General features: G+C 69.5%; 27 protein-coding genes. 9 read left to right on the top strand and 18 right to left on the bottom strand.

What is annotated here, in order from left to right; genetic code table 11:
• Positions 1-69: 69 nt before the first annotated feature.
• Together SLW56_RS02035 and SLW56_RS02030 are read left to right on the top strand one after the other, a co-directional pair.
• Positions 70-645, top strand: a complete 576-nt coding sequence (locus SLW56_RS02035) for an N-acetylmuramidase (RefSeq protein ID WP_152237957.1) — start codon at positions 70-72, stop codon at positions 643-645.
• A gap of 153 nt (positions 646-798) precedes the next feature.
• Entirely contained in the window at positions 799-972 is a 174-nt protein-coding gene (locus SLW56_RS02030) for a DUF1328 family protein (protein ID WP_017908222.1), read from the top strand.
• A 101-nt stretch (positions 973-1073) separates the two neighbouring features.
• Here the strand turns inward: SLW56_RS02030 and SLW56_RS02025 are convergent, their stop codons facing one another.
• Positions 1074-1241, bottom strand: a complete 168-nt coding sequence (locus SLW56_RS02025; RefSeq protein WP_017908223.1) for a hypothetical protein — start codon at positions 1239-1241, stop codon at positions 1074-1076.
• Between the two features lie 132 nt (positions 1242-1373).
• Entirely contained in the window at positions 1374-2774 is a 1401-nt protein-coding gene (locus SLW56_RS02020; protein WP_152238440.1) for a serine protease, read from the bottom strand.
• 722 nt (positions 2775-3496) lie between these two features.
• Between SLW56_RS02020 and SLW56_RS02015 the strand changes: the two genes are divergently transcribed.
• The gene (locus tag SLW56_RS02015) at positions 3497-6409 is read left to right on the top strand and encodes a TonB-dependent receptor (RefSeq protein ID WP_320694282.1); all 2913 of its coding nucleotides are present in this window, start codon (positions 3497-3499) and stop codon (positions 6407-6409) included.
• Positions 6410-6660: 251 nt separating this feature from the next.
• On the opposite strand, the gene SLW56_RS02010 is transcribed toward SLW56_RS02015, so the two are convergent.
• Complete coding sequence (locus SLW56_RS02010) at positions 6661-8262, bottom strand: PQQ-binding-like beta-propeller repeat protein (protein WP_267101220.1); 1602 nt, start codon at positions 8260-8262, stop codon at positions 6661-6663.
• Positions 8263-8768: 506 nt separating this feature from the next.
• Between SLW56_RS02010 and SLW56_RS02005 the strand changes: the two genes are divergently transcribed.
• Positions 8769-9575 carry an SGNH/GDSL hydrolase family protein gene (locus SLW56_RS02005; protein WP_320694281.1) on the top strand — a complete coding sequence of 269 codons (807 nt, stop codon included), beginning with the start codon at positions 8769-8771 and terminating at the stop codon, positions 9573-9575.
• 98 nt (positions 9576-9673) lie between these two features.
• Here the strand turns inward: SLW56_RS02005 and SLW56_RS02000 are convergent, their stop codons facing one another.
• Complete coding sequence (locus SLW56_RS02000) at positions 9674-10384, bottom strand: rRNA pseudouridine synthase (protein WP_267085115.1); 711 nt, start codon at positions 10382-10384, stop codon at positions 9674-9676.
• 68 nt (positions 10385-10452) lie between these two features.
• Positions 10453-10950: a YgjP-like metallopeptidase domain-containing protein gene (locus tag SLW56_RS01995; RefSeq protein WP_043092704.1), complete on the bottom strand. Its 498-nt coding sequence runs from the start codon at positions 10948-10950 to the stop codon at positions 10453-10455.
• Between the two features lie 117 nt (positions 10951-11067).
• Here SLW56_RS01995 and SLW56_RS01990 point away from each other — a divergent pair, with 117 nt between their 5' ends.
• On the top strand, positions 11068-11601 hold the full coding sequence (locus tag SLW56_RS01990) for a DUF2058 domain-containing protein (RefSeq protein ID WP_017908230.1): 534 nt from the start codon (positions 11068-11070) through the stop codon (positions 11599-11601).
• A gap of 113 nt (positions 11602-11714) precedes the next feature.
• Positions 11715-11981, top strand: coding sequence for a DksA/TraR family C4-type zinc finger protein (locus SLW56_RS01985; RefSeq protein ID WP_010342319.1), 267 nt, complete (start codon positions 11715-11717; stop codon positions 11979-11981).
• Between the two features lie 3 nt (positions 11982-11984).
• Here the strand turns inward: SLW56_RS01985 and SLW56_RS01980 are convergent, their stop codons facing one another.
• The 8 genes from SLW56_RS01980 to SLW56_RS01945 all read right to left on the bottom strand — a co-directional run bounded on the left by SLW56_RS01980 (position 11985) and on the right by SLW56_RS01945 (position 17960).
• Positions 11985-12248, bottom strand: coding sequence for a DUF2789 domain-containing protein (locus tag SLW56_RS01980; protein WP_017914688.1), 264 nt, complete (start codon positions 12246-12248; stop codon positions 11985-11987).
• Between the two features lie 109 nt (positions 12249-12357).
• Entirely contained in the window at positions 12358-12936 is a 579-nt protein-coding gene (locus tag SLW56_RS01975) for a mechanosensitive ion channel domain-containing protein (protein WP_153751310.1), read from the bottom strand.
• A gap of 91 nt (positions 12937-13027) precedes the next feature.
• On the bottom strand, positions 13028-13822 hold the full coding sequence (locus tag SLW56_RS01970; protein WP_152180853.1) for an EAL domain-containing protein: 795 nt from the start codon (positions 13820-13822) through the stop codon (positions 13028-13030).
• A gap of 242 nt (positions 13823-14064) precedes the next feature.
• Entirely contained in the window at positions 14065-14265 is a 201-nt protein-coding gene (locus SLW56_RS01965; protein ID WP_017908234.1) for a hypothetical protein, read from the bottom strand.
• A 16-nt stretch (positions 14266-14281) separates the two neighbouring features.
• Complete coding sequence (locus SLW56_RS01960) at positions 14282-14608, bottom strand: YkgJ family cysteine cluster protein (protein WP_267102533.1); 327 nt, start codon at positions 14606-14608, stop codon at positions 14282-14284.
• A 318-nt stretch (positions 14609-14926) separates the two neighbouring features.
• Positions 14927-16285, bottom strand: coding sequence for an Hsp70 family protein (locus SLW56_RS01955; RefSeq protein WP_320694280.1), 1359 nt, complete (start codon positions 16283-16285; stop codon positions 14927-14929).
• 122 nt (positions 16286-16407) lie between these two features.
• Positions 16408-16878 carry a peptidylprolyl isomerase gene (locus SLW56_RS01950; RefSeq protein WP_017908237.1) on the bottom strand — a complete coding sequence of 157 codons (471 nt, stop codon included), beginning with the start codon at positions 16876-16878 and terminating at the stop codon, positions 16408-16410.
• A 125-nt stretch (positions 16879-17003) separates the two neighbouring features.
• Entirely contained in the window at positions 17004-17960 is a 957-nt protein-coding gene (locus tag SLW56_RS01945; RefSeq protein WP_320694279.1) for a cation diffusion facilitator family transporter, read from the bottom strand.
• Positions 17961-18050: 90 nt separating this feature from the next.
• Between SLW56_RS01945 and SLW56_RS01940 the strand changes: the two genes are divergently transcribed.
• Positions 18051-18392, top strand: coding sequence for a zinc ribbon domain-containing protein YjdM (locus SLW56_RS01940; RefSeq protein ID WP_017908239.1), 342 nt, complete (start codon positions 18051-18053; stop codon positions 18390-18392).
• A 62-nt stretch (positions 18393-18454) separates the two neighbouring features.
• Here the strand turns inward: SLW56_RS01940 and SLW56_RS01935 are convergent, their stop codons facing one another.
• The 3 genes from SLW56_RS01935 to SLW56_RS01925 are packed head-to-tail and all read right to left on the bottom strand — an operon-like array spanning position 18455 to position 20859.
• Positions 18455-18928: a hypothetical protein gene (locus SLW56_RS01935; protein WP_320694278.1), complete on the bottom strand. Its 474-nt coding sequence runs from the start codon at positions 18926-18928 to the stop codon at positions 18455-18457.
• Positions 18929-18934: 6 nt separating this feature from the next.
• Complete coding sequence (locus tag SLW56_RS01930; RefSeq protein ID WP_320694277.1) at positions 18935-19639, bottom strand: MFS transporter; 705 nt, start codon at positions 19637-19639, stop codon at positions 18935-18937.
• Positions 19640-19647: 8 nt separating this feature from the next.
• Positions 19648-20859, bottom strand: coding sequence for a serine hydrolase domain-containing protein (locus SLW56_RS01925; RefSeq protein WP_320694276.1), 1212 nt, complete (start codon positions 20857-20859; stop codon positions 19648-19650).
• Between the two features lie 111 nt (positions 20860-20970).
• On the opposite strand from SLW56_RS01925, the gene SLW56_RS01920 reads away from it, so the two are divergent.
• Positions 20971-21849 (top strand): LysR family transcriptional regulator, encoded by an 879-nt coding sequence (locus tag SLW56_RS01920; RefSeq protein WP_267085108.1) that lies wholly within the window; start codon positions 20971-20973, stop codon positions 21847-21849.
• A gap of 121 nt (positions 21850-21970) precedes the next feature.
• Here the strand turns inward: SLW56_RS01920 and SLW56_RS01915 are convergent, their stop codons facing one another.
• A complete protein-coding gene (locus tag SLW56_RS01915) occupies positions 21971-23059 on the bottom strand; it encodes an alkene reductase (protein ID WP_152237946.1) in 1089 nt (362 codons plus the stop codon).
• Between the two features lie 262 nt (positions 23060-23321).
• Here SLW56_RS01915 and SLW56_RS01910 point away from each other — a divergent pair, with 262 nt between their 5' ends.
• Positions 23322-24524: an MFS transporter gene (locus tag SLW56_RS01910; protein ID WP_017914391.1), complete on the top strand. Its 1203-nt coding sequence runs from the start codon at positions 23322-23324 to the stop codon at positions 24522-24524.
• A 6-nt stretch (positions 24525-24530) separates the two neighbouring features.
• On the opposite strand, the gene SLW56_RS01905 is transcribed toward SLW56_RS01910, so the two are convergent.
• Positions 24531-25526, bottom strand: coding sequence for a tetratricopeptide repeat protein (locus SLW56_RS01905; RefSeq protein WP_320694275.1), 996 nt, complete (start codon positions 25524-25526; stop codon positions 24531-24533).
• Positions 25527-25782: the final 256 nt, after the last annotated feature.

Below are 25782 nucleotides of genomic sequence, written 5' to 3'. Positions count from 1 at the left end.
GCCCGCGGTCACTGCATGGTGCCGCCACGGGTGCCACGCTGACCGCCCATCGATCGCGAGGACGTCGCCATGGCATCGTTCGACCTGTATCTCCCACAGCTGCTGCGGTTCGAGGGCGGCTTCGTCGATGATCCGAACGATCCGGGCGGCGCCACCAACCACGGCATCACCCTGGCCACCTTCCAGCGCTGCGCGCAAGCGCTGCTGGGCCAAGCGCCGACGCTGCAGAACCTGCGCGCATTGACTGTGCAGCAGGCCGCGACGATCTACCAGCACGACTACTGGGACAGGATCGGCGCCGATCAGATCGCCTCGCAGACGTTGGCCGAGCTCGTGTTCGATTTCTACGTCAATGCCGGCGATGTCGCGATCTCGCTGCTGCAGCGCGTCCTGCAGCAACTGGGCGCGACCGGCTTGGCGGTCGATGGCGAGATGGGGCCGGCGACCCTGGCGGCGCTTGCCAGTGCGGACACGGCACAGGTGTACGCGCAGTATCGGCAGCAGCGCATCGCCTACTACCAGCGCCTGGTGGCGGAGCGTCCGGCCGACGCCGAGTTCCTGGCCGGCTGGCTGCGCCGCGCGGAATGGTTCCCGGCGAGCCTGCCGGCCGATGCGTCGGCGCCTGCGCAGACCGGCACCGCCTGATGCGAGGCCGCGCCGTGCACGGCGCGTGCATCTGCGTTTCACCGCATGCGCATGCCGCGCTGTCTAGTCTCCCGAACCAGCGTCGGCCATCTGCAGACGCCAGCGCACGCGATGACGGCGTGCGCCTGTCCTCGTTTTCGGGAAGACCGCATCATGATCAAGTGGGCCATCATCATCGCCATCATCGGACTCATCGCCGGCGCGCTCGGCTTCAGCGGCGTGGCGGGCGCGGCGATCGGCGTCGCCAAGTTCCTGTTCTGGGCAGGCATCGCCATCGCCCTGGTGCTGTTCGTGCTGGGCACCATGCTGGCCAAGAAGGTCAGTTAAGCACCAGGCCGGGTGTCGCGTCGATGCAGGTGCGTCGCGCGACAAGTCCGTAGAGCGAGGCCCTGTGGTGGTTGGCAGGCGCCTGCCGTGCCATTGAAGGCCTAGGCGTCGCTGGCGGTATCGGCTTCGTGCGTTGCAGCGTCGTCGTCGGAGGCGGGCTTGGCCGCTGCGGCACGCGCTTCGCGCTTGCGCGCTTCTTTTTCTTCCTGCTGTTTCTTCTTGGCCAGCTCGCGCTGCCGCTTTTCGAAGGAGTAGTTGGGCTTGGCCAATGCATGTCTGCCGTCAGGGGAATGCCCTGAGTGTAGCCGCTGCGCGGCTTCGGCGTGCGAAACGGACAGGCCGTCATCGGGACGGCCTGTCCTAGGCGCAGGTGCGGGAGTACGGCCCTCCCGGACCTTGGCTTACGGGCTCAGATACTGCTGGATCGACGAATACACGTCGGCGAAGCGCGAGTAGTAGTCGGGATCACTCGGTGCGCTGCAGTATGAGGTGCCGCCATACAGGCCGCCGCGCAATTGGTAGGCGCCGCTGCTGTTGACGGTGAACAGGCCGGAGCCGGACGAGCCGCCTTCGGTGACGCCGGTGCTCCACTGCACGCGGTACAGCGGCGATTTGCCGTCGATGGAGCTGGACAGCGCGGTGACCTTGCCCAGCGAGTACTTCTTGACGTCGCCGGCCGGGTGGTGGATGCCCTCGATCGCGGTGCCGGTCGAGCCGATCGCCGAACTGCTCCAGCCCGCGTAGAACGCGCCGCTCGGCGGAGCGCTCTTGAGCTCGAGCAGCGTGGTGTCGCGGGTGGTGTTGGTATAGCGCAGGTAGGCGCCGCCGCCGAGCGTGGTGTAGTTGGAATTGACCGTGGAGCCGCCGCAGGTGGTGGCGTCGTAGAACCAGTAGGTCTGCAGCGTATTGGCCACGGTCTGGGTGCTGATGCAGTGCGCCGCGCTCCAGAACATCGCTTTCTTCGGCGAATTGCTGTTGTTGAGCAGGGTGCCGGTGCACAGGTAGGTGCTGCCGCCGCTGGTGAAGGTCATGCGCGCCACCGACTTGGCCGCCGAGGTGAAGCCGGAGGTCGGATTGGCGCGGCAGACGATGTCGCGCTCGCACGAATCGCTCTCGCCGATCATCGGCCGCATCATCGTGTCGCTGGCCACCGGGCTGATGTCCAGGTGCGAGAGCTGCGGGATCTTCAGCGCGAAGCCTTGCGGGTACTGGCCGGCCGGCAGTTCGATTTCCACCACCATGCGAGCGCCGGCGATCACCGCCGACCAGCCGGGCTGGCTGCCGGCGAACTCGGCGCCGCTCTGCTGGAACACACGGCCATCCTCGCCGGCGAAGCGCAGCGTCGCCTTGCGCGGATCGCCGGGCTGGGCGCCGCTGCCGCTGAGCTGCAGCGCTGCGCGCAGCGCCTGCGCATTGGTCGAGGCGATTTCGAAACTGGTGACCTGGGCGCCGTTGGGCAGCGTCTGCCAGCGCAGGCGACGCAGGTTGATGTCGGGCTTGGCGACGTCGCGGGAAAAGCCGATCTGCAGCGGCTGGCCGTGCTTGACCTGTTGCCCGCGTGCCTGCTTCATCGCCGCGGCCTTGCTGCTGTCGGGCGCGGCCAGTTCGATCAGGCGGGGGGCGTGCGCGCTGCCCGGGGGAAGGCTGCGCAGTTCCGCGCCACCGAGCGCGGCGGCATCCGGGCGGGCTTCGACCGGGGCGGAATCCATTTCGGCTGCTGGGGGAGTGGCAGCCATGGCGGCGGGGGACATGCCGGCAATGCCGGCGAGCAACGCCAGGTACAACGCATGCTTGCGATTCATCGATCTTCCTTCTGCGAAGAGGGACGAGACCATCCGGCAGGGGACCGGATGCCATTGCACCCGAGTTCGAGGTGCCTGCCGAGGCTACGGACGACGCCAGGGCGGTTGCGTGTCAGGCGTCACGCTCGGAGGGCCGGTTTCGTAGACAGCTGCTCACATTGCGTGTGATGGCGCGAAAGAAGCGCACGGCGCTGCCATGCCGCAGCGACATCGTTGCATGGGCGCTGCAATGCGGATCCGTGCCCGATCGAGTGGGAAGGGCAGGATGGGTGGCGCTATCTGGAGCGGCCTGATCGACACGTCGACACGGACGTCGGCCAGTCCCCCCGCACACGTGCACCAGCGGCTCAGGCCGCCCCGCCGAACCGCATGAAGCCAGGCGCGGACGCTCCCGCCGAGCACGGTCCTGACCGGTTGCCACCTTTCTGCAATCTTTCCGACAAATTTCAGTAGATTCAATCACTTGAATCGTCATCTGGCGTGCTGCGACGCAGCTTGCATCGATTCAAATTCGGCCTATAACGCTGGCGTCGCATATATGAACTTTTCGTTCTTTTATGCACCGCCTTGCGGATGGCCCGCGCAAGGCCAGGGGAATCGGGCGGGCTCGGCACATCTCCAACATCGATTGCTCCTGTGGGGGGAGACCAGTGAACAGAACCGCTTTCCGGCGTGGACTCATCGCCAGTTCCATTGCGCTCGCGCTGTGGGCGCCTTCTGTCATGGCGCAATCCGCGCCCGATGACGCGGCCCCGCCCAATGGCGCCGGCAAGGCCGACAAGCCGGTCGAACTCAAGGCGGTGACGGTCACCGGATCGCTGATCCCGCGGGTGGAGGTCGAAGGCCCTGCGCCGGTGGTCACCATCACCGGCGAAGAGATCAAGAAGCAGGGCTACACCACCCTGTGGGAATTCCTCGACTCGCTGCCGCAGGTGGGCCAGCAGGTGTCCGACCCGGCCTCCTGGGGCTCCAGTTCGGTCAACGCGCGCTCGGTGAACCTGCGCGGGCTCGGCCCCGGGTTCAGCCTGCTGATGATCGACGGCCATCGCGTGGTCGACTACCCGCAGCCGCTCAACAAGCAGAGCAACTTCCAGAACTTCAACAACCTCCCCACCGGGATGATCGATCACGTCGAAGTGCTGGCCTCCGGCGCGTCGTCGATCTACGGCTCGGACGCGGTCGCCGGCGTGGTGAACGTGATCCTGAAGAAGAACTACCAGGGCAACCAGTTGCAGGTCACTGCGGGCGGCGCGACGCGTGGCGGCCGCCGATACGGCGACATCAACTACGTCGGTGGCCGCGCGGGCGACAACTGGCACGTGACCTACAACCTGGAGCACTCCAACCGCAGCGCGCTGTGGGGCATGGACCGGCCCTACCAGGATTCCGTGGCCGACGCGGGCTACGGCGCCTGGGGTCCGGCCTCGCGCATGTTCGGCTACCAGTACGATGCCGCCGGCGCGATCGCGCTGTCGGCCACTGACGCCAACGGCCGCTACATCACGCCGCCCGCCGGCACCTGCGACAAGTTCACCAACTCGCGCCTGACCCAGTCGCACTCGGTGACCACCAACGGCACCCAGGTCACCGGCGTCACCGACAACGGCTTCTACTGCGCGCAGCCGGCGCTGTTCCAGAACTGGGTGCTGACCCCGGGCAGCATCAGCAACAGCGGCTATCTGGCGGGCGAGTACGACTTCCAGAACGGTCTGCAGTTCTACGGCTCGGCCGCGCTGTACCAGACCGTGGGCATCTCCAACACGCAGCTCAACGTGTTCAGCGCCGGCCCGTTCTACGACCAGACCACCGGGCAGACGGTCAACCAGGTGATCCGCCAGCTGACTCAGAAAGAGATCGGCGTCAGCGCCAACACCTACGATCGCGAGCGCAACTGGAACCTGCAGGCCGGCCTGCGCGGCACCGTGTTCGACGGCCGTTTCAACTGGGACCTCAACCTCAACACGCAGAAGTACATCGTCCGCGAGGCGTTCACCGGCTACAACGCGCAGGCCACCAACAACTTCTTCCTCGGCCAGCAGCAGGGCACCACCGCCGACGGCCTGCCGATCTACGCCTTCAACTGGCAGCAGTTCTGGAACCCGATCACCCCGCAGCAGTACGACCAGTTCGCGGTGACCGGCGTGAACACCGCGTCGTCCTGGCTCGACCAGGCGCAACTGCGCGTCAACGGCGACCTGTTCAAGCTGCCCTGGGCCGACCGGTCGGTGGGCTGGGCCGCGGTGCTCGAAGCCGCACACAACGGCTTCAAGCTGTCGCCCGACCCGCGTGCGGCCGATCCGTCCACGTTCCAGAACCCGTTCGGCGCCTACCTCACCGGTGCCGGCACCCGGCAGCGTTTCTCGCTGGGCACGGAGTTCCGCGTGCCGGTGCTGGAGTCGGTGACCTGGACGCTGTCCGGCCGCCTGGACAAGTACAACGACGCCAGCCGTGCCGACATCGCCCGAACCTGGGGCTCGGGCCTGGAATGGCGCCCGTACGACGGTCTGCTGCTGCGCGGCAGCTACGGCACCAACTTCAAGGCGCCGGACATGCAGGCCATCTACCTGACCGGTTCGACCTCGCCGGTGGGCTTCTACGCCGACCCGCTGCAGTGCGTGAACGCGATCAAGGCCGGGCAGAACAACAACACCTGGTGCAACAGCGTGCAGCGTCCCGGGTCGCAGTACTACACGCTCTACACCAACGGCAGCCGCCTGCTGCTGCCGCAGACCGGCCACTCCTGGACCTACGGCTTCGTCTGGCAGGTGCCGGGCGTGCAGGGGCTGTCGGTGTCGGCCGACTACTGGAACATGGGCGTGGACAACGCCATCCAGTACCTCGGCCAGGACACCGTGCTGGCCGACGAAGCCGGCTGCCTGACCGGGCTGAAGCCGAACGGGACGTCGGGCCTGTCGCCGTACACGGCGCACGTGGCCGGATCGGAGTATTGCCAGATGGTCACCCAGATGGTGAAGCGCGACGCCAACGGCCAGATCGTCTCGGTGCAATCGGGCCCGATCAACGAAGCCTCGCTGTACGTGGCCGGCGTCGATGCGACGCTGGACTACAAGTTCCACACCGACGGCTACGGCGACTTCCGCGCCGGCATCAACTACACCAACAACCTGTCGTACAAGCAGCGCGTGCTGGCGTCGGATCCGTTGCAGAACACCCGCTATCAGAACGTGGCCAGCCGCATGACCTGGATCGCCGACTGGACCAAGGGCCGCTGGAATGTGTCGATCTCCGGCGTGCGCAACGGCCGCATGCGCGCCCCCAACTACGCCGGCTGCGACGTGCTGCCCAACGGCATCCAGCCCGGCATGGTCACGGTGTCCAATGGCGGCAACACGATCTCCACCGGCGTCTGCCAGGTCACCCAGGACGGCAACCAGGTCACCGTGCCGGATACGACCTACCGGGGCCACGCGCCGGCCTGGATCACCTGGAACGGCTCGGTCGGCCTGCAGGTCACGCCGGACCTGCATGCGAAGCTCACCGTGTCGAACATCTTCGACAAGGTCGGTGCGATTCCGTATTACGCCGGCGGCTTCGAGTTCGTCACCACCGGGCAGACCGCGAGCGAGTACAACGGCCGGGAAATGTTCCTGACCCTGGACTACACGTTCAACTGAGCGGGCAGCTGATCGTCGGCGGGCTTCGCGGGAAGCGGAGCCCCCGGATCTTCATGGGCCTGGCGTTGCCTCGTGTCAGCTCTCGTCGCAGCGCGCGCTGTCCAAGCGTACGTGCGCCACGTGATCTCACCTGGCGCCTTGCGCTTCGCGATGCGATGCGCTCGATCGTCGTGCAACAGCCTCTCCCGCTTGCGCAGGAGAGGCATTCGCAGGAGAGGCACTACAACCGAAGAGGCGGTCCCGAGCTGCGCTCAGCGGCGCCGGTTCGACGGCACGAACTTGTACAGCTTGTTGACCCCGGTGCCGAAGTTGAAGCGGCTGTAGCCCGCACCCCAGTACACCGCACCATCGACGATCGCCGGTGCGCTGGACACCGAGCCGCCGGCATCGAAGCTCCACAGCGTGGCGCCGGTCTTGGCATCGAGCACGGTCATCGCGCCGGACATCGAGCCGGCATAGACCAGGCCCGGCGACGACGCCAGCGGGCCGCGGCCGCCGGCGCCGAACGCGGTCTGCACCGGATCGGTACCCGGCACCTTGACCTGCCAGAGGATCTTGCCGCTGGCCGCATCCAGCGCGGCCCAGGAGCCTGCGTTCCAGGTCTCGGTGTTGCCCGGCGCCAGCGTGTACGCGGTGTGCTCGTTGTTGTTGATGGCCACGTACACGCGACCGGAGAACGGATCCACCGACGAGCCCCACTCGATGCCGCCGGCGGTGCCGCCCGGGCCGACCTGGGTCGACCACACGGTCTGCCCGGTGTCGGCGTCGAAGGCCCAGTACACGCCGCTCTTCTGGCCGGCACCGACCAGCGCCTGCGGCTTGCCGTTGCGGAACGCCGTGAACAGGTTGGCGCCGCCGCCGCTGAAGTCGTAGTCCGGCCCCTGCGGGTCCTGGCACAGGCCATTTGTGGGCGCGACCAGGCACGACAGCGACCAGGCGTCGGCGCCCTGCAGGCGGCGCGTCCACACCGGCTTGCCGCTGCGCATGTCCAGCGCCAGCACCGAGTCGACGTAGTTGTCCGGCGCCATGCACGCCAGTTGCGCGGTCTTGTCGCCGTTGGCGTTCTTGACGCAGCTGGCCACCTCGGTCGGCACCGAGTAGTTGTTGCCGGTGGTGGCGTAGACGCGCTGGCGCAGCGGATCGATCGCCAGCGTGCCCCACACCGAGGCACCGGTGTAGCCCTCCGGCGTGGTGCGGAAGCTCCACAGCAACTTGCCGGTCTTCAGGTCCAGCGCGGCGACGCTGCCGCGGAAGGAATACTTGTAGCCGGCGCTCAGGCCGCCCCAGTCGCCGGAGGACACGCCGACGTAGACGCGGTCGCCGTAGATCACCGGCGAGGCGGTGATGCGCGCCTGCGGGTTGGATTCGACCAGGGTCTTCCACAGCAGCTTGCCGGTGGCCTTGTCGATCGCCAGCACCGTGCCGCTGGCCTGGTCGCCGACCAGCACGCTGTCGCGCGCGATCGCCGGGCTGTTGCGCGACAGCGAACCGGCGATGCCGGTGTAGTCGGCCAGCTTCACCTGCCACACCGCCTTGCCCAGGTCGGTGTCGATGCGATACAGCTGGCCGCCCCAGTCCGGCACGTACAGCGCCGTGCCCTGCACGGTCGGCGTGGCCGAGACGTCGCCCTGGGTGGTGAAGGTCCACGCGGTCTTCAGGCGCGCGGCGTTGAACGGAGTGATCTGCCATTCGCCGGGCGCGAAGCGGGTGTTGAGGAAGCCGCCGCCGGCGCTGTCCCAGAGGCTGTGCGTGGCGAACGGCGTGCCGCCGGAGAACGTGCTGCGCCATTGTGCGCTGGCGGCGCTGGTGTTGGTCGTCGCCGCTGCGGTGCCTGCGGACTGCGCCATCGCCATTGCGCTGAACATCAAGCCGGGAATCAACGCCAGCCGCAGGCGGGAGTGGTTCTGGTGTGCATCACGCGTTTTCATGGATGTCCTTCGGGCTTGGGAGTGAGGATCCCCCCGTCACGTCCGCGGCCATCCTAGAAGTGAAAATCCTTGCGTGTCATGTACTTACGAAAAAGTTAGGGCTTTTGCAAAAGGTTGCTGCGATAGCGAAAAACGATGGTGGCGGCATCGCGTTGTCATCGTGCCGGCACGCGCGTGACGCATGTCGTCGCAGGCTGCGATGGCCGTCGCGGCCGCGTGTTGTCGCGCATCGACACGGCGCGGCAGATTGCGTCCGCGTGGCGCGTGGCGATATGCGCCATCGATCCCGTGTGCCGGATTCGCCGCGTGAGCGCGGGCTGAATTGCGGTGCAGTCCGGCGTGTCCGCAGTGCGCTGCGGCGACGCCGCATGGGCGGTGCGAGCGGTTGGTTACACTGTGCGATCACCGTTGTCCGCACAAGGAATGCCTCGATGAAATGCCCCTCGCTGTTGTCCCTCGCCATCGCGCTGTGCGCCACGGCCGCAGGCGCCGTGCAGGCGGCAACGCCCACGTCCACCGCGGCGCTGGAGGGCAAGGTCGATGCGCTGTACACGCGTGCGCCGGACACGCTCAAGCCCGACGAAGTGAAGGCGATGCAGCAGCGCCTGCTGGACTGGGCGCAACTGCAGCGCTATCGCGCCGACAATGCCGCGCTGCAGGCGCCGGCCGCGGACGCGCCGCGCGTGGTGTTCTACGGCGACTCCATCACCGACGCCTGGGGCCGTCGCGAAGGCACCACGTTCTTCCCCGGCAAGTCCGCTTACGTCAATCGCGGCATTTCCGGGCAGACCACCGCGCAGATGCTGGTGCGCTTCCGCCAGGACGTGATCGACCTGAAGCCGGCGGTGGTGGTGATCCTGGCCGGCACCAACGATCTGGCCGGCAACACCGGGCTGTCCACGCTGGAGATGATCGAGGACAACCTCAGCGCGATGACCGAGCTTGCGCAGGCGCATCACATCAAGGTGGTGCTGGCTTCGGTGTTGCCGGTGACCGACTATCCGTGGCGGCCGGGCCTGCAGCCGGCGCAGAAGGTGCGTGCGCTCAACGCGTGGATGCAGCAGTACGCGCAGCAGCACGACGCGGTGTACCTGGACTACTACAGCAAGCTGAGCAACCGCGACGGCGGCATGGACAAGACCGTGGCCATCGACGGCGTGCACCCCAACAACGCCGGCTATGCGGTGATGGCGCCGCTGGCCGAGCGGGCCATCCAGCGCGCGCTGGCAAAGCCCTGAGCCACGCGCGCTCCTAGCCCCTCTCCCCCCGGGAGAGGGGTTGGGGTGAGGGTACGACCGCCGGAAACAATGATCATCGCCACAGCGCCCACCGCCCCTCAGAACCGCTCACCCTCCGGCAGATAGCGCCACTCGCCCGGTGCCAGCTTGCCCAGCGGAATGCGGCCGATGCGCAGGCGGCGCAGGCCGGTCACTTCCAGCCCGACCTGCGCGCACATGTCGTGCAACTGGCCCGGCTGCACGTGCTTGATCGCGAAGCGCAGGCGCTGTTCGCTCTGCCAGCTGACCTTGCACGGCGGCAGCGTGCGCTGGCCATGGCGCAGGCCGTGCGCGAGCCGATGCAGGCCGTAGGGCTGCAACGTGCCGCTCACCTCCACCACGAACTCCTGCTCCAGCGTGGCCGCATCCTCGCTCAGCCGCCGCAGTACGCGGCGGTCCTGGCTCAGCACCAGCAATCCGCTGGCCTCGGTCTCCAATGGCAGCGGCAGACTCAGGCGCAGGAAATGGCGCTTGAGCACACGCATGTCGCTGGCATCCAGCGCGCTGCGGTTGCCGGGCGTCGCCAATGCCATCGCATCCTCGGCGCGCATCCCGGCCGGTTTGTGCAGCAGCAGCGTGACCGCCTGCGCCGGGCCGAGTTGCGCGTCGGGCGCCAGCGTCACCTGCTGGGTGGTGATCGGCGTCTGCGGTTCCTCGACCACCACCCCGTCCACGCTGACCCAGCCGCCCTCGATGTACTGCTGCGCCTCGCCGCGCGAACACGGCAGCAGGGCGGCGAGATGCTTGTCGAGACGGACGGGGCTGGGCATCGGCAGTACGCGATCGGTCGGGGGCGCAGTGTACGGGCGTCGCGGGGACGCTGCCACGCAGCTGCGCCTCAGTGCTCGGCCAGTTCCAACTGGGTCAGGTACAGGCGCAGGTCGAATTCCAACTGGTGGTAGTCCGGCGTCATGTGCGCGCACAGCTGGTAGAAGGCCTTGTTGTGCGCGCTTTCCTTCAGGTGCGCCAGTTCGTGGGCGACGATCATCGGCAGGAACGCCGCCGGCGCATCGCGGAACACGCCGGCGATGCGGATCTCGCGGCTGGCCTTGAGCTTGCCGCCCTGCACCCGCGACACCGTGGTGTGGGTGCCGAGTGCGTGCTTCACCGCCTGCAGGCGGTTGTCGTAGATCACCTTGTGCAGCGGCTCGGCGCTGCGCATGCAACGGTCCTTCAGCGCCTGCGTGTAGTCGTACAACTGGCGATCGGTGCGCACCGCGTTGGCCTCGGGGTAGCGGCGGCGCAGCCAGTCGCCCAGGCGCTGGCGCGCGATCAGTTCGCGCACCTGGTCCAGGACCTGGGGTGGGTAGCCGACGAGGTAGCGCAGGGTGTCCATCCCGCCACCTTAGCCTGGCGCGCGCGGCGGGGCATCCGCCGTGTGCGGCCTTCGCGGGCGGGCACCGGCGCTGCGGGTATCATGCGCCTCCCGAATCCGAGTCCGTGGACGCTTCCGATGCGCAATCCCCTGCAGGAGCAACTGCTCAAGGCCGGCCTGGTGAAGAAGAGCCAGGTGGCGCAGGTCGCGCGCGAGCAGGCCAAGGCGCGCCAGGGCAAGACCCCGCCGCCGCCCAGTGCCGAGCAGCTGGAGAGCGAGCGGTTGCGGCAGGAGCGGGTGGAGCGCGATCGTGCGCTGTCTGCCGAGCGCAATGCGCAGGCGCGTGCGCAGGAGCAGCGCGTGCAGGCACGGCAACTGGTCGAAAGCCACAAGCTCAAGGCCGACGGCGAGATCGACTACCACTTCACCGATGCCGGCAAGATCCAGCGGCTGCGGGTGGATGCGGCCTTGCGCGCGCAGCTGATCGCCGGCAGCGTGGCGATCGCGCGGCTGGATGCCGGCTACGTGCCGGTGCCGCGCGCCGTCGTGGAGAAGATCGTCGCCCGCGATCCGGCGACCATCGTGTTCGATGCGCTGGCGGCAACGCCGGCCAGCGGCGAGGACGATCCGTACTACAGCCAGTTCAAGGTGCCGGACGATCTGATCTGGTGAGGCGGGACGCCGGGCGGCGCTGCATGAACGTCTCGGCGAGGTGAAGCCGGCGTGCATTGCATTCGCCGGTGCCGGCCGCATCATCCAGGCAAGGCAACAGTGTGGAGACGACCATGGCCACTGGGTGGGCAGGCGACGGCGCGGTGCAGGACCAGATCGATGCGACCGTCGAGGATGCGATCAAGCGGGCGCGCAGCCAACTTCCGCAGGGGCCGGGGCTGAGCCACTGCGAGGACTGCGACGCGCCGATTCCCGAGGCGCGGCGCAAGGCCGTGCCGGGTGTGCGCCTGTGCGTGGCCTGCCAGGACGCGCAGGACCGCGCGCAGCACGAGCACAGCGGCTACAACCGCCGCGGCAGCAAGGACAGCCAGCTGCGCTGAGGCTCAGCCGGCGCGATCGGTCTCCAGCGCAGGCTTTGCGTGCAGCGCGATGTTGAGCTGATCGACCACGATCGCCCAGTCGGCGTCTTCCAGGCGCTCCTCGCGCAGCAGTTGTGCCTGCGCGGGTGTCCAGAACGGGGCTTCTTCCAGGCGCATGTCATCGGGCAGCGGCGCATGCTGGGCGATGAACTGGCGAATCTCGCCTTCGCTGTTGGGCAGGCCAAGTTGGGCGAAGAGGTCGGCGAACGGATGAATGACGGGTTCCATGCAGTACCTGGTCGGGAAAGGGGAGATCGCCGCGCTAGGCGGCTGGCATCGACCATAGCGGCTTCGTCATGTGCGTGGCGTCAGCGTCGGCCTCGGTGGCGTGCGGCGCTCAGCCCAGCCCGGATGGAACCGGATGGCTGCGCCAGCGGCGCGTGCTGCGCTGGAAGAACAGGCTGTTGGGGATCTGCAGCACGCTCTCGCCGTCGCCGTCGCGTTCCTCGCGCAGCGTGGTGTAGATCAGATTGATGTCGATCACCTGGCCCTTCAGTCCCGGCTTTTCGCCGTTCTCCAGCAATTCGATGTGGTCGTGCAGGCGGAACGGGCGCGTGGTGAAGATCAACAGCGTACAGAAGATGTTGGACAGCACGCTCCAGGCGGCGAAGAACGCCACCGCCGCGACCGCGGCGAAGCCGGTGAAGGCGGTCCACAGCACGGTGCCGGAGACGCCGAAGCGGTCCAGGATCAGCAGCAGCGCCGCCGCGTAGATCACGAAGCCGCTGCCGCGGCGCGCCATCATCACCAGTTCCGGCGGCAGCGCGTAGTGCTCGCCCAGGCGCCGGATCAACCGTCGCAGCAAGGTCCGCAACAACCAGGCGCCGAGCACGATCAGCACGATCTGCGCGCCGGGCACGATCACGTCGAGCCAGCGGTGCGTCCACGGCGGCAGCAGGGTATGGAGCGAGGGCATTGCACTTCGGAACACGCAGGGGAGGCGCGATGGTCGCAAGCGTGGCCGCCGCGGGCAAGTCGTGCTGGCGTGCGCTGCGGCGGTGGGCGGCTCAGCCGGCGCGTTCCAGCGCCTCCCACTGCGCCTCGGTGACGTCCGGCAAGGCTTCCAGCGCCGGCTTGGCGAACAGATAGCCCTGGTAGAGGTCGATGCCCAGCGCGCGCAGTGCACGGTACTCGGCAGGCGTCTCCACGCCCTCGGCGAGGATGCGGCAGCCCAGCGGCGCGGCCATCGCGACGATGCCGCCGACGATGTGGCGGCGCGCGGCGCTGCCGTCGATGCCGCGGATCAGCGCCATGTCCAGCTTGATCAGGTGCGGCTGGAAATCGGCGAGCAGGTTGAGGCCGGAGTGGCCGGCGCCGAAGTCGTCGATCGCGGTCAGGAAGCCGCGCTGCGCGTAGTCGCGCAGGATGCGCACGACCTTGGGCAGGTCGGCGATGCGTTCGGACTCGCTCAACTCGAAGATCAGGTCGCCGGTGGGCACGCCGAAGTGCTCGGCCGCCCTCAGGGTCAGGCGGATGCAGGTCGCCGGCTCGTACACCGCATTGGGAATGAAGTTGATCGACAGGCGCGTGCGCAGGCCCAGCTGCGCGGCGGTGGCGATCGCCTGCACCCGGCAGGTCTGGTCGAAGCGGTACATCTGCTGCGGGCGCACCCGCGCCAGCACCGCCGCCGCGCCGCTGCCGTCCTCGCCGCGCACCAGCGCCTCGTAGGCGTAGATGGAGCGGGTGGCTGCATCGACGATCGGCTGGAACGCCATGCGCACGGCGAAATCCAGCGGCTCGCCATCGCGACAGTTGCCGCAGGCGGGCTGGCCGAGTTCGGCGGACAGGGAGCGCAGGAGCATGCCGAAACGAGACCGTGGAAGAGATCGCAGTATGCGCTTCTGGCGTGAAGACGGTGCCGTGCTTGCGCACCGGCGCCGGCACTCCGAGGGCGCCGTGTTCGCCTGGCCGTGTGGTCGTCGGCGCCAGCCGGAGGCGCCGTCGTCGCGTGCCAGGCGCCGCGTCCTCGCGCGGCGTGGACCGGCGTCCATGTCCGGCCGTGTCCCGCCGCAGGTGCGCGCGATGACGGCGGGATGCGCGGGCGTTAGCCCGCGTCGGCGACGTCGACCTTCTTCAGCACGCGGGTGGTGCCGAGCACCTCGACGCGGCCGCCGGCCTGGTGGAACGCGGCCAGGTCGGCCTCGATGCGCTCGCGGCTGAGGCCCTTTTGCGCCTTGTCCGCGGCGCTGGCGCCGCGTGTGTTCCTGGCGCTGGGCGAAGCGGTGGTGCTGGTCGGTCGTGCCATGCTGGAACTCCTGCAGTCAGTACATCGTCAGGGGAATGCCACGGGTCAGTTGCTCGTGGTGGGTACGGCGGATCTCGCGGCAGTACGGGCCGGCCATCGCGAACTTGCGGCAGACCGCCGGGCGCTGCGCGTAGATGGAGCAACACATGCGCGCGCCGTCCACCGCCACGCACCAGCCGTCCTCGTCGCGCGCCATCACGTGCAGACCCTCGCGGGTGTACTCGGTGAGATGCTCGGGGACGTGGTCGTCCGGCATCACCAGGACGGTCAGGCGGCAGCAGATCGCGTCGCAGCGGTCGCAGGCGATGTCAGCGTCGGTCGCGTCGCGCGCGTTCTCGCTCATGCGTCGCCGCCCCGATCCGGACCTGTCGGCCAGGAAGGTGGCTGAAGCGGCGACGCCAGACGCTCGATCTGGAGCGTGGCAAGGGCGGGGGACATGGCGCTCCGAAGGATCCGGCCCGTAAAGGGACGGAGGTTGGCGCGAGAAGGAAGCGAGTCGGGCGACAGGAACGGCCGGACGAGACGCGCGTAGCGACGTGACGCTGAAGCGTGCCGCCATGCTACGCCAGTCGTGCGCCCGCTGCATGAACAATGCGGGCCGCAGGCGGCGCGCCGGCCGCGAGCGGCCGGTCGGGGAGGGGCCGCCGGCGCCTGTGCCGCGTCAGTCCTGCGCGGCGGCCAGCGCCAGGCCCTGCACCACGCCGAACGAGGGGTCGCCGTGGACCAGGCGCGCTTGCGGGAACGCGGCAGCGACCAGGCGCTGCAGGTAGCCGGCGCGCGACATGCCGCCGGTCAGGAACACCGCGGCCGGGTCGCCGCCGATGTCCTGGCGCACCTGCGCCAGCAACTCCTGCAGGGCCTCCAGATAGCTGCGTGCGGCCTGCACCAGTTCCTCGGCCTGCACCTGCACCTGCAAGCCGGCTTCGATGTAGTCCAGGATCTCGGCGTGGTGCTCGGCGTCGCTGAGGCGGATCTTGCTGCGCTCCACCGCACGATACAGGCGCGCGGTGTTGCCCGGTTCCTGCAGCGCCTGCAGGCGCGCCTCGTACGGCGCTGGGACGGCGTCGTAGCGGTGCTGGCGGAAATCGCGCTGGCGGGTGGTGTCCTGCACCATCGCCGCTTCGACGTAGTGGTGCGAGGGCACGCGGGTGATGCCGCGGCCGAACTGCGGCATGAACCCGGCCAGGCTCAGCGCCAGGTCGATGTCGGTGCCGCCGCGCGGGATGCCCCAGGCGCGGTGCACCTGCGGCGCGGCGTCGCCGCCGACGCTGGCGTGGGCGATGTCGGTGGTGCCGCCGCCGATGTCCACCACCACCGCGGTGTGGCGCTCGCGGCTGACCGCGTGGTAATGCATCGCCGCGGCGGCCGGTTCCTCCAGGAAGGCGACGTCGTCGAAGCCGGCGGTGATCGCGGCGCTGTGCAGGATCTCCAGCGCCTGCGCGTTGCCGGCCTCGCCGATCGAACTGCGGAACTGCACCGGGCGCCCGAGCAGGGCGCGGCGCACCTGCACGCCCAGTTGCTGCGAGGCGGTCAGGCGGATGTGTTCGAGAATGTGCGCGGCGATGCCGGTGATGGTCTGGCGCGCGCGCGGATGCAGGTTGTAGCCCAGCATCGACTTGGGACTCTGCACCAGGTTGCCTTCGCCTTCGACGAAATACGCGTCCAGTGCATCATCGCCGTATACCGCGTTCTGCAGCAGCGCCGCGGAACTGCGCGGCTCGCGCATCTGCGTTTCCATCCATTGCCGGCGCACCACCCGGATCGCATCGCGGCGCAACGCGTCGGGGCTGCGTTCGCGGCCGGCGGCGAGCGCGTCGCGGCGGCCGGACTCGATCAGCTCGTCCACCTGCCGTTCCAGCGCCGGGGTCAGGTCGAACTCGGCCGGGTCGCGCATCACCTCGGGGAAGTACACCGTGGTGCGGAACTGCTGCTGCGTGCCGAACTCGATCGGCACCACGCGGCCGTCGATCACCGCGGCGGCGGCGGAATTGCTGGTGCCGAAGTCGATACCGAGGCGCATGACGGTGCCGGGGGCGGGAGGGGCCGCGCACTGTGGGGCAAGCCGCCGCGCGACGCAAGCGCGGCCGCAAACGCACGAGGCCCGCATCGGCGGGCCTCGTCGGGGACGCGAAACCGGGTCGCTTACAGCGCGGCGCCGGCGTGGCCCTGGTTCTTTTCCTGCTCGGTGGCCTCGCGCACGCCGGCCACTTCCACGGCGAAGTGCAGCACCTGCCCGGCTAGCGGGTGGTTGCCGTCGATGGTCACCAGTTCTTCGCCGACCTCGGTGACCGTGACCAGCAGCGGGCCCTGGTCGGTCTGCGCCTGGAACTGCATGCCCGGCGCCAGCGACCCGGCATCCGGGAACGAACCGCGCGGCACCTGCTGCACCAGTTGCTCGTGGCGCGGGCCGTAGCCCTCGGCCGGGATCACGTCGGCGGTGACCGACTCGCCGGTGCGCTTGCCGGTCAGCGCCTTTTCCAGGCCCGGCACGATGTTGCCGGCGCCGTGCAGGTAGCTCAGCGGATTGTCCGGCGAGGACTGGTCGATCACTTCACCGGCGTCGTCGGTGAGGGTGTAGTGGATGGTGGCGACAAGCCCGTTGGCGATCTCCATGGGAAACCTCATTCAGTGAGTAAGGGGGATACGCCGGCACAGTCACAGCGCGATGAGAGGGGTGCTACCCGGCTACCCTAACGAAAAGCGGCGCAGGGCCGCAAGTCGCGTCGGGGCGCCGCCATTCAGGCCGGCGGCGGCCGGCGCAGCGCGGTGCGCCGGGCCAGCCAGGTCTCCGGGGTCTGCGGCTTGACGAACAGCGCCTGCAGTTCCGGATGCTCGGCGCGCGCGGCGGCCTCGATGCGCTCGATGCACGCTTCGATCTGCGCGGTGCTGCGCTGGTCCTCGAACTCGGCGCTGAGCGCGGCCACCACCTGGTCCGGCCCCATCTGCACGCTGAGTACGCCGTTGACCGCGCGCACGTCCGGATCGGCCGCGGCAATGCGCCGCAGCGCGTCGCCGAGCGAACGCGCCGCCGGCTCGCCGATCAGCAGGCCCTTGGTCTCGCGTGCCAGCACGAATGCCGAGCAGGCCAGCACCGCGGCGATGCCGATGGAGGCGACGCCATCCAGTTCCGGCATGTCCAGCCATTGCGCGGCGAGCAGCCCGGCCAGCGCGATCAACAGGCCGATCAACGCCGCGCTGTCTTCCACCAGCACGGTGAACAGGCTCGGGTCCTTGCTCTCGCGGAACGCCTGGATGTAGCTCAGGCGGCCCTTGCGCGCGCGGAACTCGCGCAGCGAGACCCACCACGAGCCGCCCTCGAACAACAGCGACAGCCCCAGCACGATGTAGTTGAGGGTGTGGTCGCTGGCCGGCTGCGGATCGCGGATATGGGCGATGCCCTCGTACAGCGACACCCCCGCGCCGAGCGCGAACACCAGCAGGGCGACGATGAAGCTCCAGAAGTACAGTTCGCGTCCATGGCCGAACGGATGGGTCTCATCGGCCGGGCGCGCGGCGCGGCGCAGGCCGTACAGCAGCAACAGCTCGTTGACCGTGTCCACCAGCGAATGCACGCCTTCGCTGAGCATCGCCGAACTGCCGGAGAGCCCGGCGGCGACGAACTTGGCGATGGCGATGGCCAGATTGCCGGCGAGCGCGGCGTAGATCGCGAGACGGGACCCGGACGAGGCGGACATGGCATTCCTGCGGCTGGCGCGGCCGCACGGCGGCACGGGGCGGGCGGCTACAATAGGCGGCTCGCCGTCGTCGCCGTATCAAGGATTCCCATGCCCGCCGCACCCGCCTGCCCGCAATGCACCCTGGAAAACACCTATGTCGACGGCGCCAACTGGGTGTGCGCGGACTGCGGCCACGAGTGGCCGGTCGCGGCCGACGCCGCCAACGACGCGGCGACGGTGGTGCGCGACAGCAACGGCAACGTGCTGCAGGCCGGCGACACGGTGGTGGTGATCAAGGACCTGAAGGTCAAGGGCTCGTCGATCCCGCTCAAGCAGGGCACGGTGATCCGCGGCATCCGCCTGGTCGAGGACGATGCCGAACACATCGAAGGCAACTCGGACAAAATCAAGGGCCTGGTGCTGAAGACCTGCTTCCTGCGCAAGGCCTGAGCCGCTGGCCCGATGCGCCGCCGCGCCGCAGAGAATGTCGGGCGCAGCGGCAGCGATCCGGCTCAGCCGCTGCGCGCCCAGGCGCGTGCCGGCTGCGCGAGGATCCAGGCCGCGCACAACAGCGCCAACGCGCTCCATGGCAGCGCAGCGACACCCGAGCGCTGCAACAGCACGCCGCCGAGTCCGCCGCCGACGGCGATCGCCAGGTTCCAGGCGGTGACGATCAGCGATTGCGCCAGATCGGCGGCAGCGCCGGCGCGACACGCCATCGCGGTCTGGAACAGCGTGGCGCAGCCGCCGAAGGCCAGTCCCCACACCGCCAGCGCCGCCGTCGCCAGGGGCGGCGCATGTGGCCACAGCGCCAGCGCCAGCGTTGCCAGTGCGAACAGCGCAATGCTCGCCAGCAGCAGCGGCCGTAGCCAGCGATCGATCCATACCCCGACCCCGGCGATGCCGAGCAGCGCGGCCAGCCCGAACAGCAGCAGGTAACGGTCCACTGCGGGATCGGCTTCGATCCGCGCCAGCAATGGCGCCACATAGGTCTAGAGCAGGTTGTGCGCCAGGACGAACGGCAGCAGCGTTGCCAGCACCTGGCCGACTCCGGGCAGCGCCAGCACCCGGCGCAGCGGCAGTTGCGCCTGCGTCGCCTGGCCAGCGAAGTCAGGGACCGTGGCGCGCACCCAGACGAGCAGTACCAGACTCAGCAGCGACATCGCGCCGAACGCCCAGCGCCAGCCAAGATGCTGGCCGAGCAGGGTTCCGGCTGGAATGCCCAAAGTCAGCGCCAGCGGCGTGCCGATCATCGCCACCGCGATCGCGCGGCCCTGCTGTGCCGGCGCCGCCATGCGGCTGGCGTGGCCGGCGAGCAAGGCCCACAGCAGGCCGGCGCTGACACCGGCGAGCAGGCGTGCGGCCAGGATCAACGCGTAGTCGTCGGAGATCGCGGTGACCATGTTGGCGACAGCGAAGCCGGCGATGGCCAGCAGCAAGGGGCGCCGGCGCAGGCGGCGGGTCGCGGTGGTCAGCGGGATCGCGGCCAGCAGCGAGCCCAGCGCGTAGACGCTGACCAGTTGCCCGATCCATGCCGCCTCGACCTGCAACCCGGCCGCCATCGCCCGCATCAGCCCCGCCGGCAACGTCTCGGTGAGGATGGTGACGAACCCGGCGCAGGCCAGCGCGAGCAGGCCACTCCAGGGCAGGCGCGGCGCGGCCGGCGGCACCGCTGCGTCCCGGCGCGGTGCGGGCATCGCCCCGTTCATGCGCGCGCGCCACCCAGCGCGGCATACACCGCATCGCGCAGATCGGTGACGAACACGCCTGACATGCCCTCGTAGAGCGTGTTGGTCAGCGCCACCACGCTCAGTTGCCGCGCCGGGTCGACGAACCAGCTATGCCCGTAGGCGCCGCCCCAGCGCCAGGTGCCGGGCGCTTCCGGGGTCGCGGTCGGCAGCGGGTCGCGCAGGACCGAGAAGCCCAGGCCGTAGACCCAGCCCGGTGCGTCCGGCGGCCCGAGTTCGCCGACCTGGGCGCGGCCCATTTCCGCGACCAGCGCAGCCGGCAGCAGCGCCGCGCCACCGCTGCGCAGCGTCTCCAGCAGCCGCAGCACGTCGCCGGCATTGCCGACCATCCCGGCGCCAGCCGACGCGAACGCGTTGCGGTCCAGTGCGCGCGAGGGATGGAAGACGATCCAGGCGCCGTCGGGAAAAGGCGCGACCACTTCGCCTTCGCCCAGCCGATGCGGCGAAGGCTGGTCGTTGACGTACGGCACCGCCAGGGTGGAAACGTCCTCGGCATGGAAGGACGTGGCCTGCATCCCCAACGGGCCAGTGACCAGATCACGGACCAGTTGCGCCAGCGGCTGCCCACTGGCGGCCTGCAGCACCGCACCGGCGACGTCGATCGACAGGGAATAGCCCCAGCCGCTGCCCGGCGCGTACCGCAGCGGTACCTGAGCGAGACGGCGCAGGTTTTCCTCCAGGCTCAGGCCACTGGCGTCCATGCCATCGGAAACGCCGGCGCGCGCGAGCGGGCCACCGGCGGGTTCAAGAAAGCGGTAACCCAGCCCGGCGCTGTGGCTGAGCAACTGGCGCAGGCTGATGTCCGGCACCCGGCCGTCGGCCAGGGCGGGGCGGAACCACGGCAGCCAGCGTGCGACCGGCGCATCCAGGCTCAGGCGGCCCTGCGCCACCAGTGCCAACGCCGCGGTGGCGACGATCGGCTTGCTGACCGAGGCCAGGCGAAAACGCGTCTCCTCATGCATCGGCCGCTGCGCCTCGCGGTCGGCCCAGCCGGCGGCGCGGCGGTAGACGCAGGCGCCCTGATGGGCGACAAGCACCACCGCACCGACCAGCCGCTGCTGCTGCAGGGCGGCGTCGATCGCGGCATCCAGCGGCGCGGCCTGTTGGGGCGACAGGGGCGGCAGCGCAGGGGACGGAAAAGCGGAGGCGGTGGCAGAGGATGCGGGCATGGGGGCAGCGCTCGGTGAAGGGAACGACAGCGTGGACGCCTGCCAATTGCGGAAAAAGACGGGTAGATTTCCTGGCTACAAGGACAAAAATGTCCGCAATGGAGCGCTGCAATGGACAGTCTGGGGAGCCTGCGTGGCTTCGTGCAGGTGATGGAGAGCGGCGGCTTCGCCGAGGCCGGGCGGGCGCTGGGCCTGTCCGCATCGGCGATGGCCAAGAGCGTGTCGCGGCTGGAACAGTCGCTGGGGGTGCGCCTGTTCCATCGCAGCACCCGCAGCCTGACCCTGACCGCCGAAGGCCAACTGTTCCTGCCGCGCTGCCGGCGCATCCTGGCCGAGGTCGAGGCGGCGCGCGGCGAGCTGGGAAGCCTGGCGGCGACGCCGAAGGGGCGGCTGCGGATCAGCCTGCCGATGAACAACAACGTGCTGCTGCCGGTGCTGGGCGACTTCATGCGCGCCTATCCGCAGGTGCAGTTGGACCTGGATTTCGACGATCGCCTGGTGGACGTGATCGAAGAGGGGTTCGATGCGGTGTTGCGCGTGGCCGAGCCGGACGATTCGCGGCTGGCCTCACGCCGCCTGGGCAGTTTCCGCCGCTGCCTGGTGGCCTCGCCCGATTACCTGCAGCGCTGCGGCACGCCGTTGCGGCCGGCCGACCTGCTGACGCACCAGTGCCTGCACTACCGCTTTCGCAGCAGCGGGCGCCTGGAAGCCTGGCCGCTGGGTGCGGCGGCGGCTGACCTGTCGTTGCCGGTGTCGATGGTGTGCAACAACATCGAGACGCGGCTCAGCTTCGCTGTGCGCGGCTGTGGCATCGCGTTCCTGCCGGAGCACTCGGTGCGCGCGGAACTCGCGGCCGGCACGTTGCGCACGCTGCTCGACGACTATGTCGACTCCACCGGCACCTTCCATTTGCTGTGGCCGTCGAGCCGACACATGCTGCCGAAGCTGCGCGTGTTGGTCGATTTCCTCGGCGAGCGATTGATGTTCTAGGCGTGCAGGAATCGCACAATGGCGTTGTGCAGCGGTATGGCCGGGTGCTACACGCAGATCCGATGTTCGCGGCCTTGCGACTGCAGGCTGCGGCACATGTGCCGCAGCCTGCGCAGCGGGTTCAAACCAGCGTCGGGTAGTCGGTGTAGCCCTTGGCGCCGCCGCCGTACAGCGTGTCGGCGTCCACCTGGTTCAAGGGCGCGTCGCGGCGCAGTCGTTCCACCAGGTCCGGGTTGGCGATGAACGGGCGGCCGAACGCCACTGCGTCGGCGCGGCCGGAGGCCACGGTCTGTTCGGCCAGTGCCTTGTCGTAGCCGTTGTTGACCAGCCACGGACCGTGGAACTTGGCGCGCAGCGCGGCATAGTCGAAGGCGATGTTGTCGCGCGGGCCGCCGGTGGCGCCTTCGATCACGTGCACGAAGGCCAGGCCCAGCGGATCCAGGCGTTCCACCGCGCGCTCGAACAGCGGCTGCGGGTCGCTGTCGCGCGCATCGTTGGCCGGGGTCACCGGCGACAGGCGCACGCCGGTACGGTCGGCGCCGATTTCCTGTGCCACCGCTTCAACCACTTCGAACAGCAGGCGGGTGCGGTTCTCGATGCTGCCGCCGTAGGCATCGTCGCGGTGGTTGCTGCCGTCGCGCAGGAACTGGTCGATCAGGTAGCCGTTGGCGGCATGCACTTCCACGCCGTCGAAGCCGGCGGCGATGGCGTTGCGGGCGGCGCGGCGGAAGTCCTCGATCAGCGCGGGGATTTCGTCCAGGCGCAGTGCGCGCGGGGCGGAGACGTCGGTGAAGCCCTCGGCGGTGAAGGTCTTGGCATCGGCGCGCTGCGCGCTGGGCGCCACCGGCGCGGCGCCGCCCGGCAGCAGGCTGACGTGCGAGATGCGGCCGACGTGCCACAGCTGCAGCACGATCTTGCCGCCACGGCGATGCACCTCGTCGGTGACTTTCTTCCAGGCCGCGACCTGCGCGTCGCTGTAGATCCCCGGGGTGTCCTTGTAGCCCTGGCCCATCGGGCTGATCTGGGTCGCCTCGGCGATGAGCAGGCCGGCGCTGGCGCGCTGGCCGTAGTACTCGGCGGCCAGTGGCGAGGGGATGCGGCCTTCGCCTTCGGCACGGTTGCGGGTCAGGGGCGCCATCACGATGCGGTTGGCCAGTGCGATCGCGCCCAAGCGCAGCGGCGTGAACAGCGGGGAAGCGGTGTCGGTCATCGGTGGGTCTCTCGGTGGTGGGTGGGGCGGCCGACCCTACAGCGGGGCGCTGCAAGGCGGCGTGCGTGCAGGACATGGGGGCGCGTGCGGCGGTTTCGCGGCGGCGCGGTGGGACAGTGCGTTGCTGCGGCGGCACCTTCGCGAGGGCATCGCCACCCCGGGCGCCACCAGCGGCACCACGCAACGCGGCGTTGCGCAGGCGGGGCTGCAGGATTTGCTGCAATGCACAATAATGGGCGGCCCTTTCCTTCGGGACGTGCGCATGACCTCATCCGCCACGGCGCCGCTGTCGCGGCGCGGCTACGTGCTGATCCTGTTCGCGCTGGCGATGGGCGGTTTCGCGATCGGCACCAGCGAGTTCTCCACCATGGGGCTGATGCCGTACATCGGCCGTGGTCTGGTCATCGATGCGCCGCAGGTCGGGCATCTGATCAGTGCCTATGCGCTGGGCGTGGTGGTCGGTGCGCCGCTGCTGGCGATCCTCGGCGCGCGCTGGTCGCGCCGCGATCTGCTGCTGGCGCTGATGGGCTTCTATGCGTTCGGCAATCTCGCCAGCGCGGTGGCGCCGGACTATCACAGCATGCTGCTGGCGCGCTTCGTCGCCGGCCTGCCGCATGGCGCCTACTTCGGTGTGGCGACCCTGGTGGCCGCGTCGATCGGTCCGCCCGACCAGCGTGGCGCGGCGGTCAGCCGGGTGCTGCTCGGCCTCAACCTGGCGGTGCTGGTCGGCAACCCGCTGGCGACCTGGCTCGGCCAGGTGGCGGAATGGCGCTATGCCTACGCCCTGGTCGCGGCGATCGCGGTGCTGACGGTGGTGCTGGTGTGGCGCCTGCTGCCGGCCGATCCGCAGGAGGCGCGGCCCTCGCCGTTGCGCGAACTGCGCGCCTTCAACCGCACGCAGGTGTGGCTGGCGCTGGGCATCGGCGCGATCGGCTTCGCCGGCATGTTCTGCGTCTTCAGCTATCTGGCGCCGACCCTGATGGAGGTCACCGGGGTCTCCGAGCATTGGATCCCGGTGGCGATGGGCGCGTTCGGGCTGGGCGGCCTGCTCGGCAATCTGGCCGGCGGCTGGCTGTTCGACCGGATGCAGTTCCGCGCGGTGCCGCTGGTGTTGCTGTGGTCGCTGGCGGTGTTGCTGGTGTTCCCGCTGGCGGCCACCTCGCCGTGGGCGGTGCTGCCGGCGGTGGTCGCGGTCGGCAGCATGGGCGCTTTGGCGCCGGTGCTGCAGACCCGCCTGATGGACGTGGCCAGCGACGCGCAGACCCTGGCCGCGGCCTCCAACCATGCCGCGTTCAACCTGGCCAACGCGCTGGGGCCGTGGCTGGGCGGCATCGCGATCGGCGCCGGCCTGGGCTGGACCTCCACCGGCTATGTCGGCGCGGCGATGGCCGTGGGCGGCCTGCTGATCTACCTGTGGGCGCGCCAGGCGGCACGGCGTGGCGCCTGCGCGCACGCGGCCGGCTAGGGGGCGCTAGCGCAGCGGCCGCGCGGTGGAAGACAGCCGCCGTAGCGCGTCCAGCTTGCCTTGGTAGCGCGGTTGCGTGGCCGGATCGGCGTGCGCCATGGCCTCGCGCAGCGCCGCGGTGGCGCGGCGGGTGTCGCCGCTGTGCAGGTAGGCGCGGGCCAGGGCGAAGTACAGCAGGTGGGCGCCGTCGTACAGGTGCAGCGCGTGACGGTAATAGGCAATGGCCGCGGCGTAGTCCTGGCGCCGTTCCGCCTCGTTGCCGAGCAGGTATTGCTGGAATGGGTCGCGTTGGCGCACCTGTTCCATCTGCCGCTGCAGGGCGGCCTCCCGCGTGCCGTCGCCCAGGCGTCGGGCGAGGCCCACGGCGTTGGACAGCGCCGGCAGGTGTTCCGGATCGATCTCCAGCGCCTTGGCGTAGTCGCGTGCGGCGGCGGTGCTGTCGCCATCGCGCATCGCCAGCACGCCCTGGTTGTTCCAGGCCCCGGCGAAGCGTGGGTCCATCTGCAGGGCCATCGCCAGATGCGCGCGGGCGCCGTCGACATCGCCGTCGACCATCAGCTCGGCGCCGCGGTTGTTGTAGTAGTGGGCGAGGGCGCGGCGGTCGGAGATGGGCTGCGGCCCGCGCCGGTCCATCAGCACGCTGCGGTCCAGGTCGATGCTGCCGCGGCCGCTGTCCACGCGCACGCCGGCGTTGACGTGGCCGACGTTGTACAGCGCATTGCCGTCCTCGTACCAGCTCAGCACGCGACGCACCTCCTGGACCTGTGCCTGCAGTCCGATGTCGCGCGCCATCGCCACGAACAGCAGGGTGAAGGACAGGCAGTTGACGTGGCGCGTGGCGTAGCTCTCGGCGACGCTGTGGGTGGCCTTGGGGTCGTATTGCAGGTCCAGGCCGTTGGCATCGAAGGCCAGCGCCACCAGTTGCTGCAGACGGTGTTCGGCATCGGCGCCGCGGTCGATGCGCTGCTGCAGCAGCGCATGCAGCGCCGGTGGAAGTTGCATGATCTGCTCAGGGATCGGAACGGCGGTTGCCGCGGTAGTCATCGCCGGAACCGGCGGTGTCGCCTCTCTCTGGACGGCCGCTGCCGTGTGCGATGAAGGTCGCGACGGTGTGGGCGGCGACGGGGCGGCCGTGGCGGCGGCGAGCAGGGCGAACGCGGTCCAGGCGAACATGACGCACCTCGCGGTGCCCTGCAGTGGCGAGGGCTCGCCTGCACTATAGGCCCTCGCTGGCGAGACAGGACGGTCATCGTGGCGG

The sequence above is a fragment of the Xanthomonas sp. LF07-6 genome, from assembly GCF_034105445.1.
GTDB classification, from domain to species: Bacteria; Pseudomonadota; Gammaproteobacteria; order Xanthomonadales; family Xanthomonadaceae; genus Xanthomonas_A; species Xanthomonas_A sontii.
Note: the sequence above shows the minus strand (reverse complement) of the source record. Positions and strands in the feature narration are given on the sequence as shown.

Excerpts from the sequence above, each read along its gene's own strand:
- SLW56_RS02015 (WP_320694282.1), top strand. The coding sequence starts at position 3,497 with ATGGCGCAATCCGCGCCCGATGACGCGGCCCCGCCCAATGGCGCCGGC.
- SLW56_RS01955 (WP_320694280.1), bottom strand. The coding sequence starts at position 16,285 with ATGCGCCTCGGTATCGACTTCGGCACCAGCAATTCCGCCGCCGCCGCG.
- SLW56_RS01975 (WP_153751310.1), bottom strand. The coding sequence starts at position 12,936 with ATGCCCTCGCTCCATACCCTGCTGCCGCCGTGGACGCACCGCTGGCTC.
- SLW56_RS01925 (WP_320694276.1), bottom strand. The coding sequence starts at position 20,859 with ATGCCCGCATCCTCTGCCACCGCCTCCGCTTTTCCGTCCCCTGCGCTG.
- SLW56_RS01970 (WP_152180853.1), bottom strand. The coding sequence starts at position 13,822 with ATGCTCCTGCGCTCCCTGTCCGCCGAACTCGGCCAGCCCGCCTGCGGC.
- SLW56_RS02020 (WP_152238440.1), bottom strand. The coding sequence starts at position 2,774 with ATGAATCGCAAGCATGCGTTGTACCTGGCGTTGCTCGCCGGCATTGCC.
- SLW56_RS02000 (WP_267085115.1), bottom strand. The coding sequence starts at position 10,384 with ATGCCCAGCCCCGTCCGTCTCGACAAGCATCTCGCCGCCCTGCTGCCG.
- SLW56_RS02035 (WP_152237957.1), top strand. The coding sequence starts at position 70 with ATGGCATCGTTCGACCTGTATCTCCCACAGCTGCTGCGGTTCGAGGGC.
- SLW56_RS02005 (WP_320694281.1), top strand. The coding sequence starts at position 8,769 with ATGAAATGCCCCTCGCTGTTGTCCCTCGCCATCGCGCTGTGCGCCACG.
- SLW56_RS01915 (WP_152237946.1), bottom strand. The coding sequence starts at position 23,059 with ATGACCGACACCGCTTCCCCGCTGTTCACGCCGCTGCGCTTGGGCGCG.
- SLW56_RS02030 (WP_017908222.1), top strand. The coding sequence starts at position 799 with ATGATCAAGTGGGCCATCATCATCGCCATCATCGGACTCATCGCCGGC.
- SLW56_RS01930 (WP_320694277.1), bottom strand. The coding sequence starts at position 19,639 with ATGCCCGCACCGCGCCGGGACGCAGCGGTGCCGCCGGCCGCGCCGCGC.
- SLW56_RS01905 (WP_320694275.1), bottom strand. The coding sequence starts at position 25,526 with ATGCAACTTCCACCGGCGCTGCATGCGCTGCTGCAGCAGCGCATCGAC.
- SLW56_RS01965 (WP_017908234.1), bottom strand. The coding sequence starts at position 14,265 with ATGGCACGACCGACCAGCACCACCGCTTCGCCCAGCGCCAGGAACACA.
- SLW56_RS01995 (WP_043092704.1), bottom strand. The coding sequence starts at position 10,950 with ATGGACACCCTGCGCTACCTCGTCGGCTACCCACCCCAGGTCCTGGAC.
- SLW56_RS01945 (WP_320694279.1), bottom strand. The coding sequence starts at position 17,960 with ATGTCCGCCTCGTCCGGGTCCCGTCTCGCGATCTACGCCGCGCTCGCC.
- SLW56_RS01940 (WP_017908239.1), top strand. The coding sequence starts at position 18,051 with ATGCCCGCCGCACCCGCCTGCCCGCAATGCACCCTGGAAAACACCTAT.
- SLW56_RS01990 (WP_017908230.1), top strand. The coding sequence starts at position 11,068 with ATGCGCAATCCCCTGCAGGAGCAACTGCTCAAGGCCGGCCTGGTGAAG.
- SLW56_RS01980 (WP_017914688.1), bottom strand. The coding sequence starts at position 12,248 with ATGGAACCCGTCATTCATCCGTTCGCCGACCTCTTCGCCCAACTTGGC.
- SLW56_RS02010 (WP_267101220.1), bottom strand. The coding sequence starts at position 8,262 with ATGGCGATGGCGCAGTCCGCAGGCACCGCAGCGGCGACGACCAACACC.
- SLW56_RS01960 (WP_267102533.1), bottom strand. The coding sequence starts at position 14,608 with ATGAGCGAGAACGCGCGCGACGCGACCGACGCTGACATCGCCTGCGAC.
- SLW56_RS01985 (WP_010342319.1), top strand. The coding sequence starts at position 11,715 with ATGGCCACTGGGTGGGCAGGCGACGGCGCGGTGCAGGACCAGATCGAT.
- SLW56_RS01920 (WP_267085108.1), top strand. The coding sequence starts at position 20,971 with ATGGACAGTCTGGGGAGCCTGCGTGGCTTCGTGCAGGTGATGGAGAGC.
- SLW56_RS01910 (WP_017914391.1), top strand. The coding sequence starts at position 23,322 with ATGACCTCATCCGCCACGGCGCCGCTGTCGCGGCGCGGCTACGTGCTG.
- SLW56_RS01950 (WP_017908237.1), bottom strand. The coding sequence starts at position 16,878 with ATGGAGATCGCCAACGGGCTTGTCGCCACCATCCACTACACCCTCACC.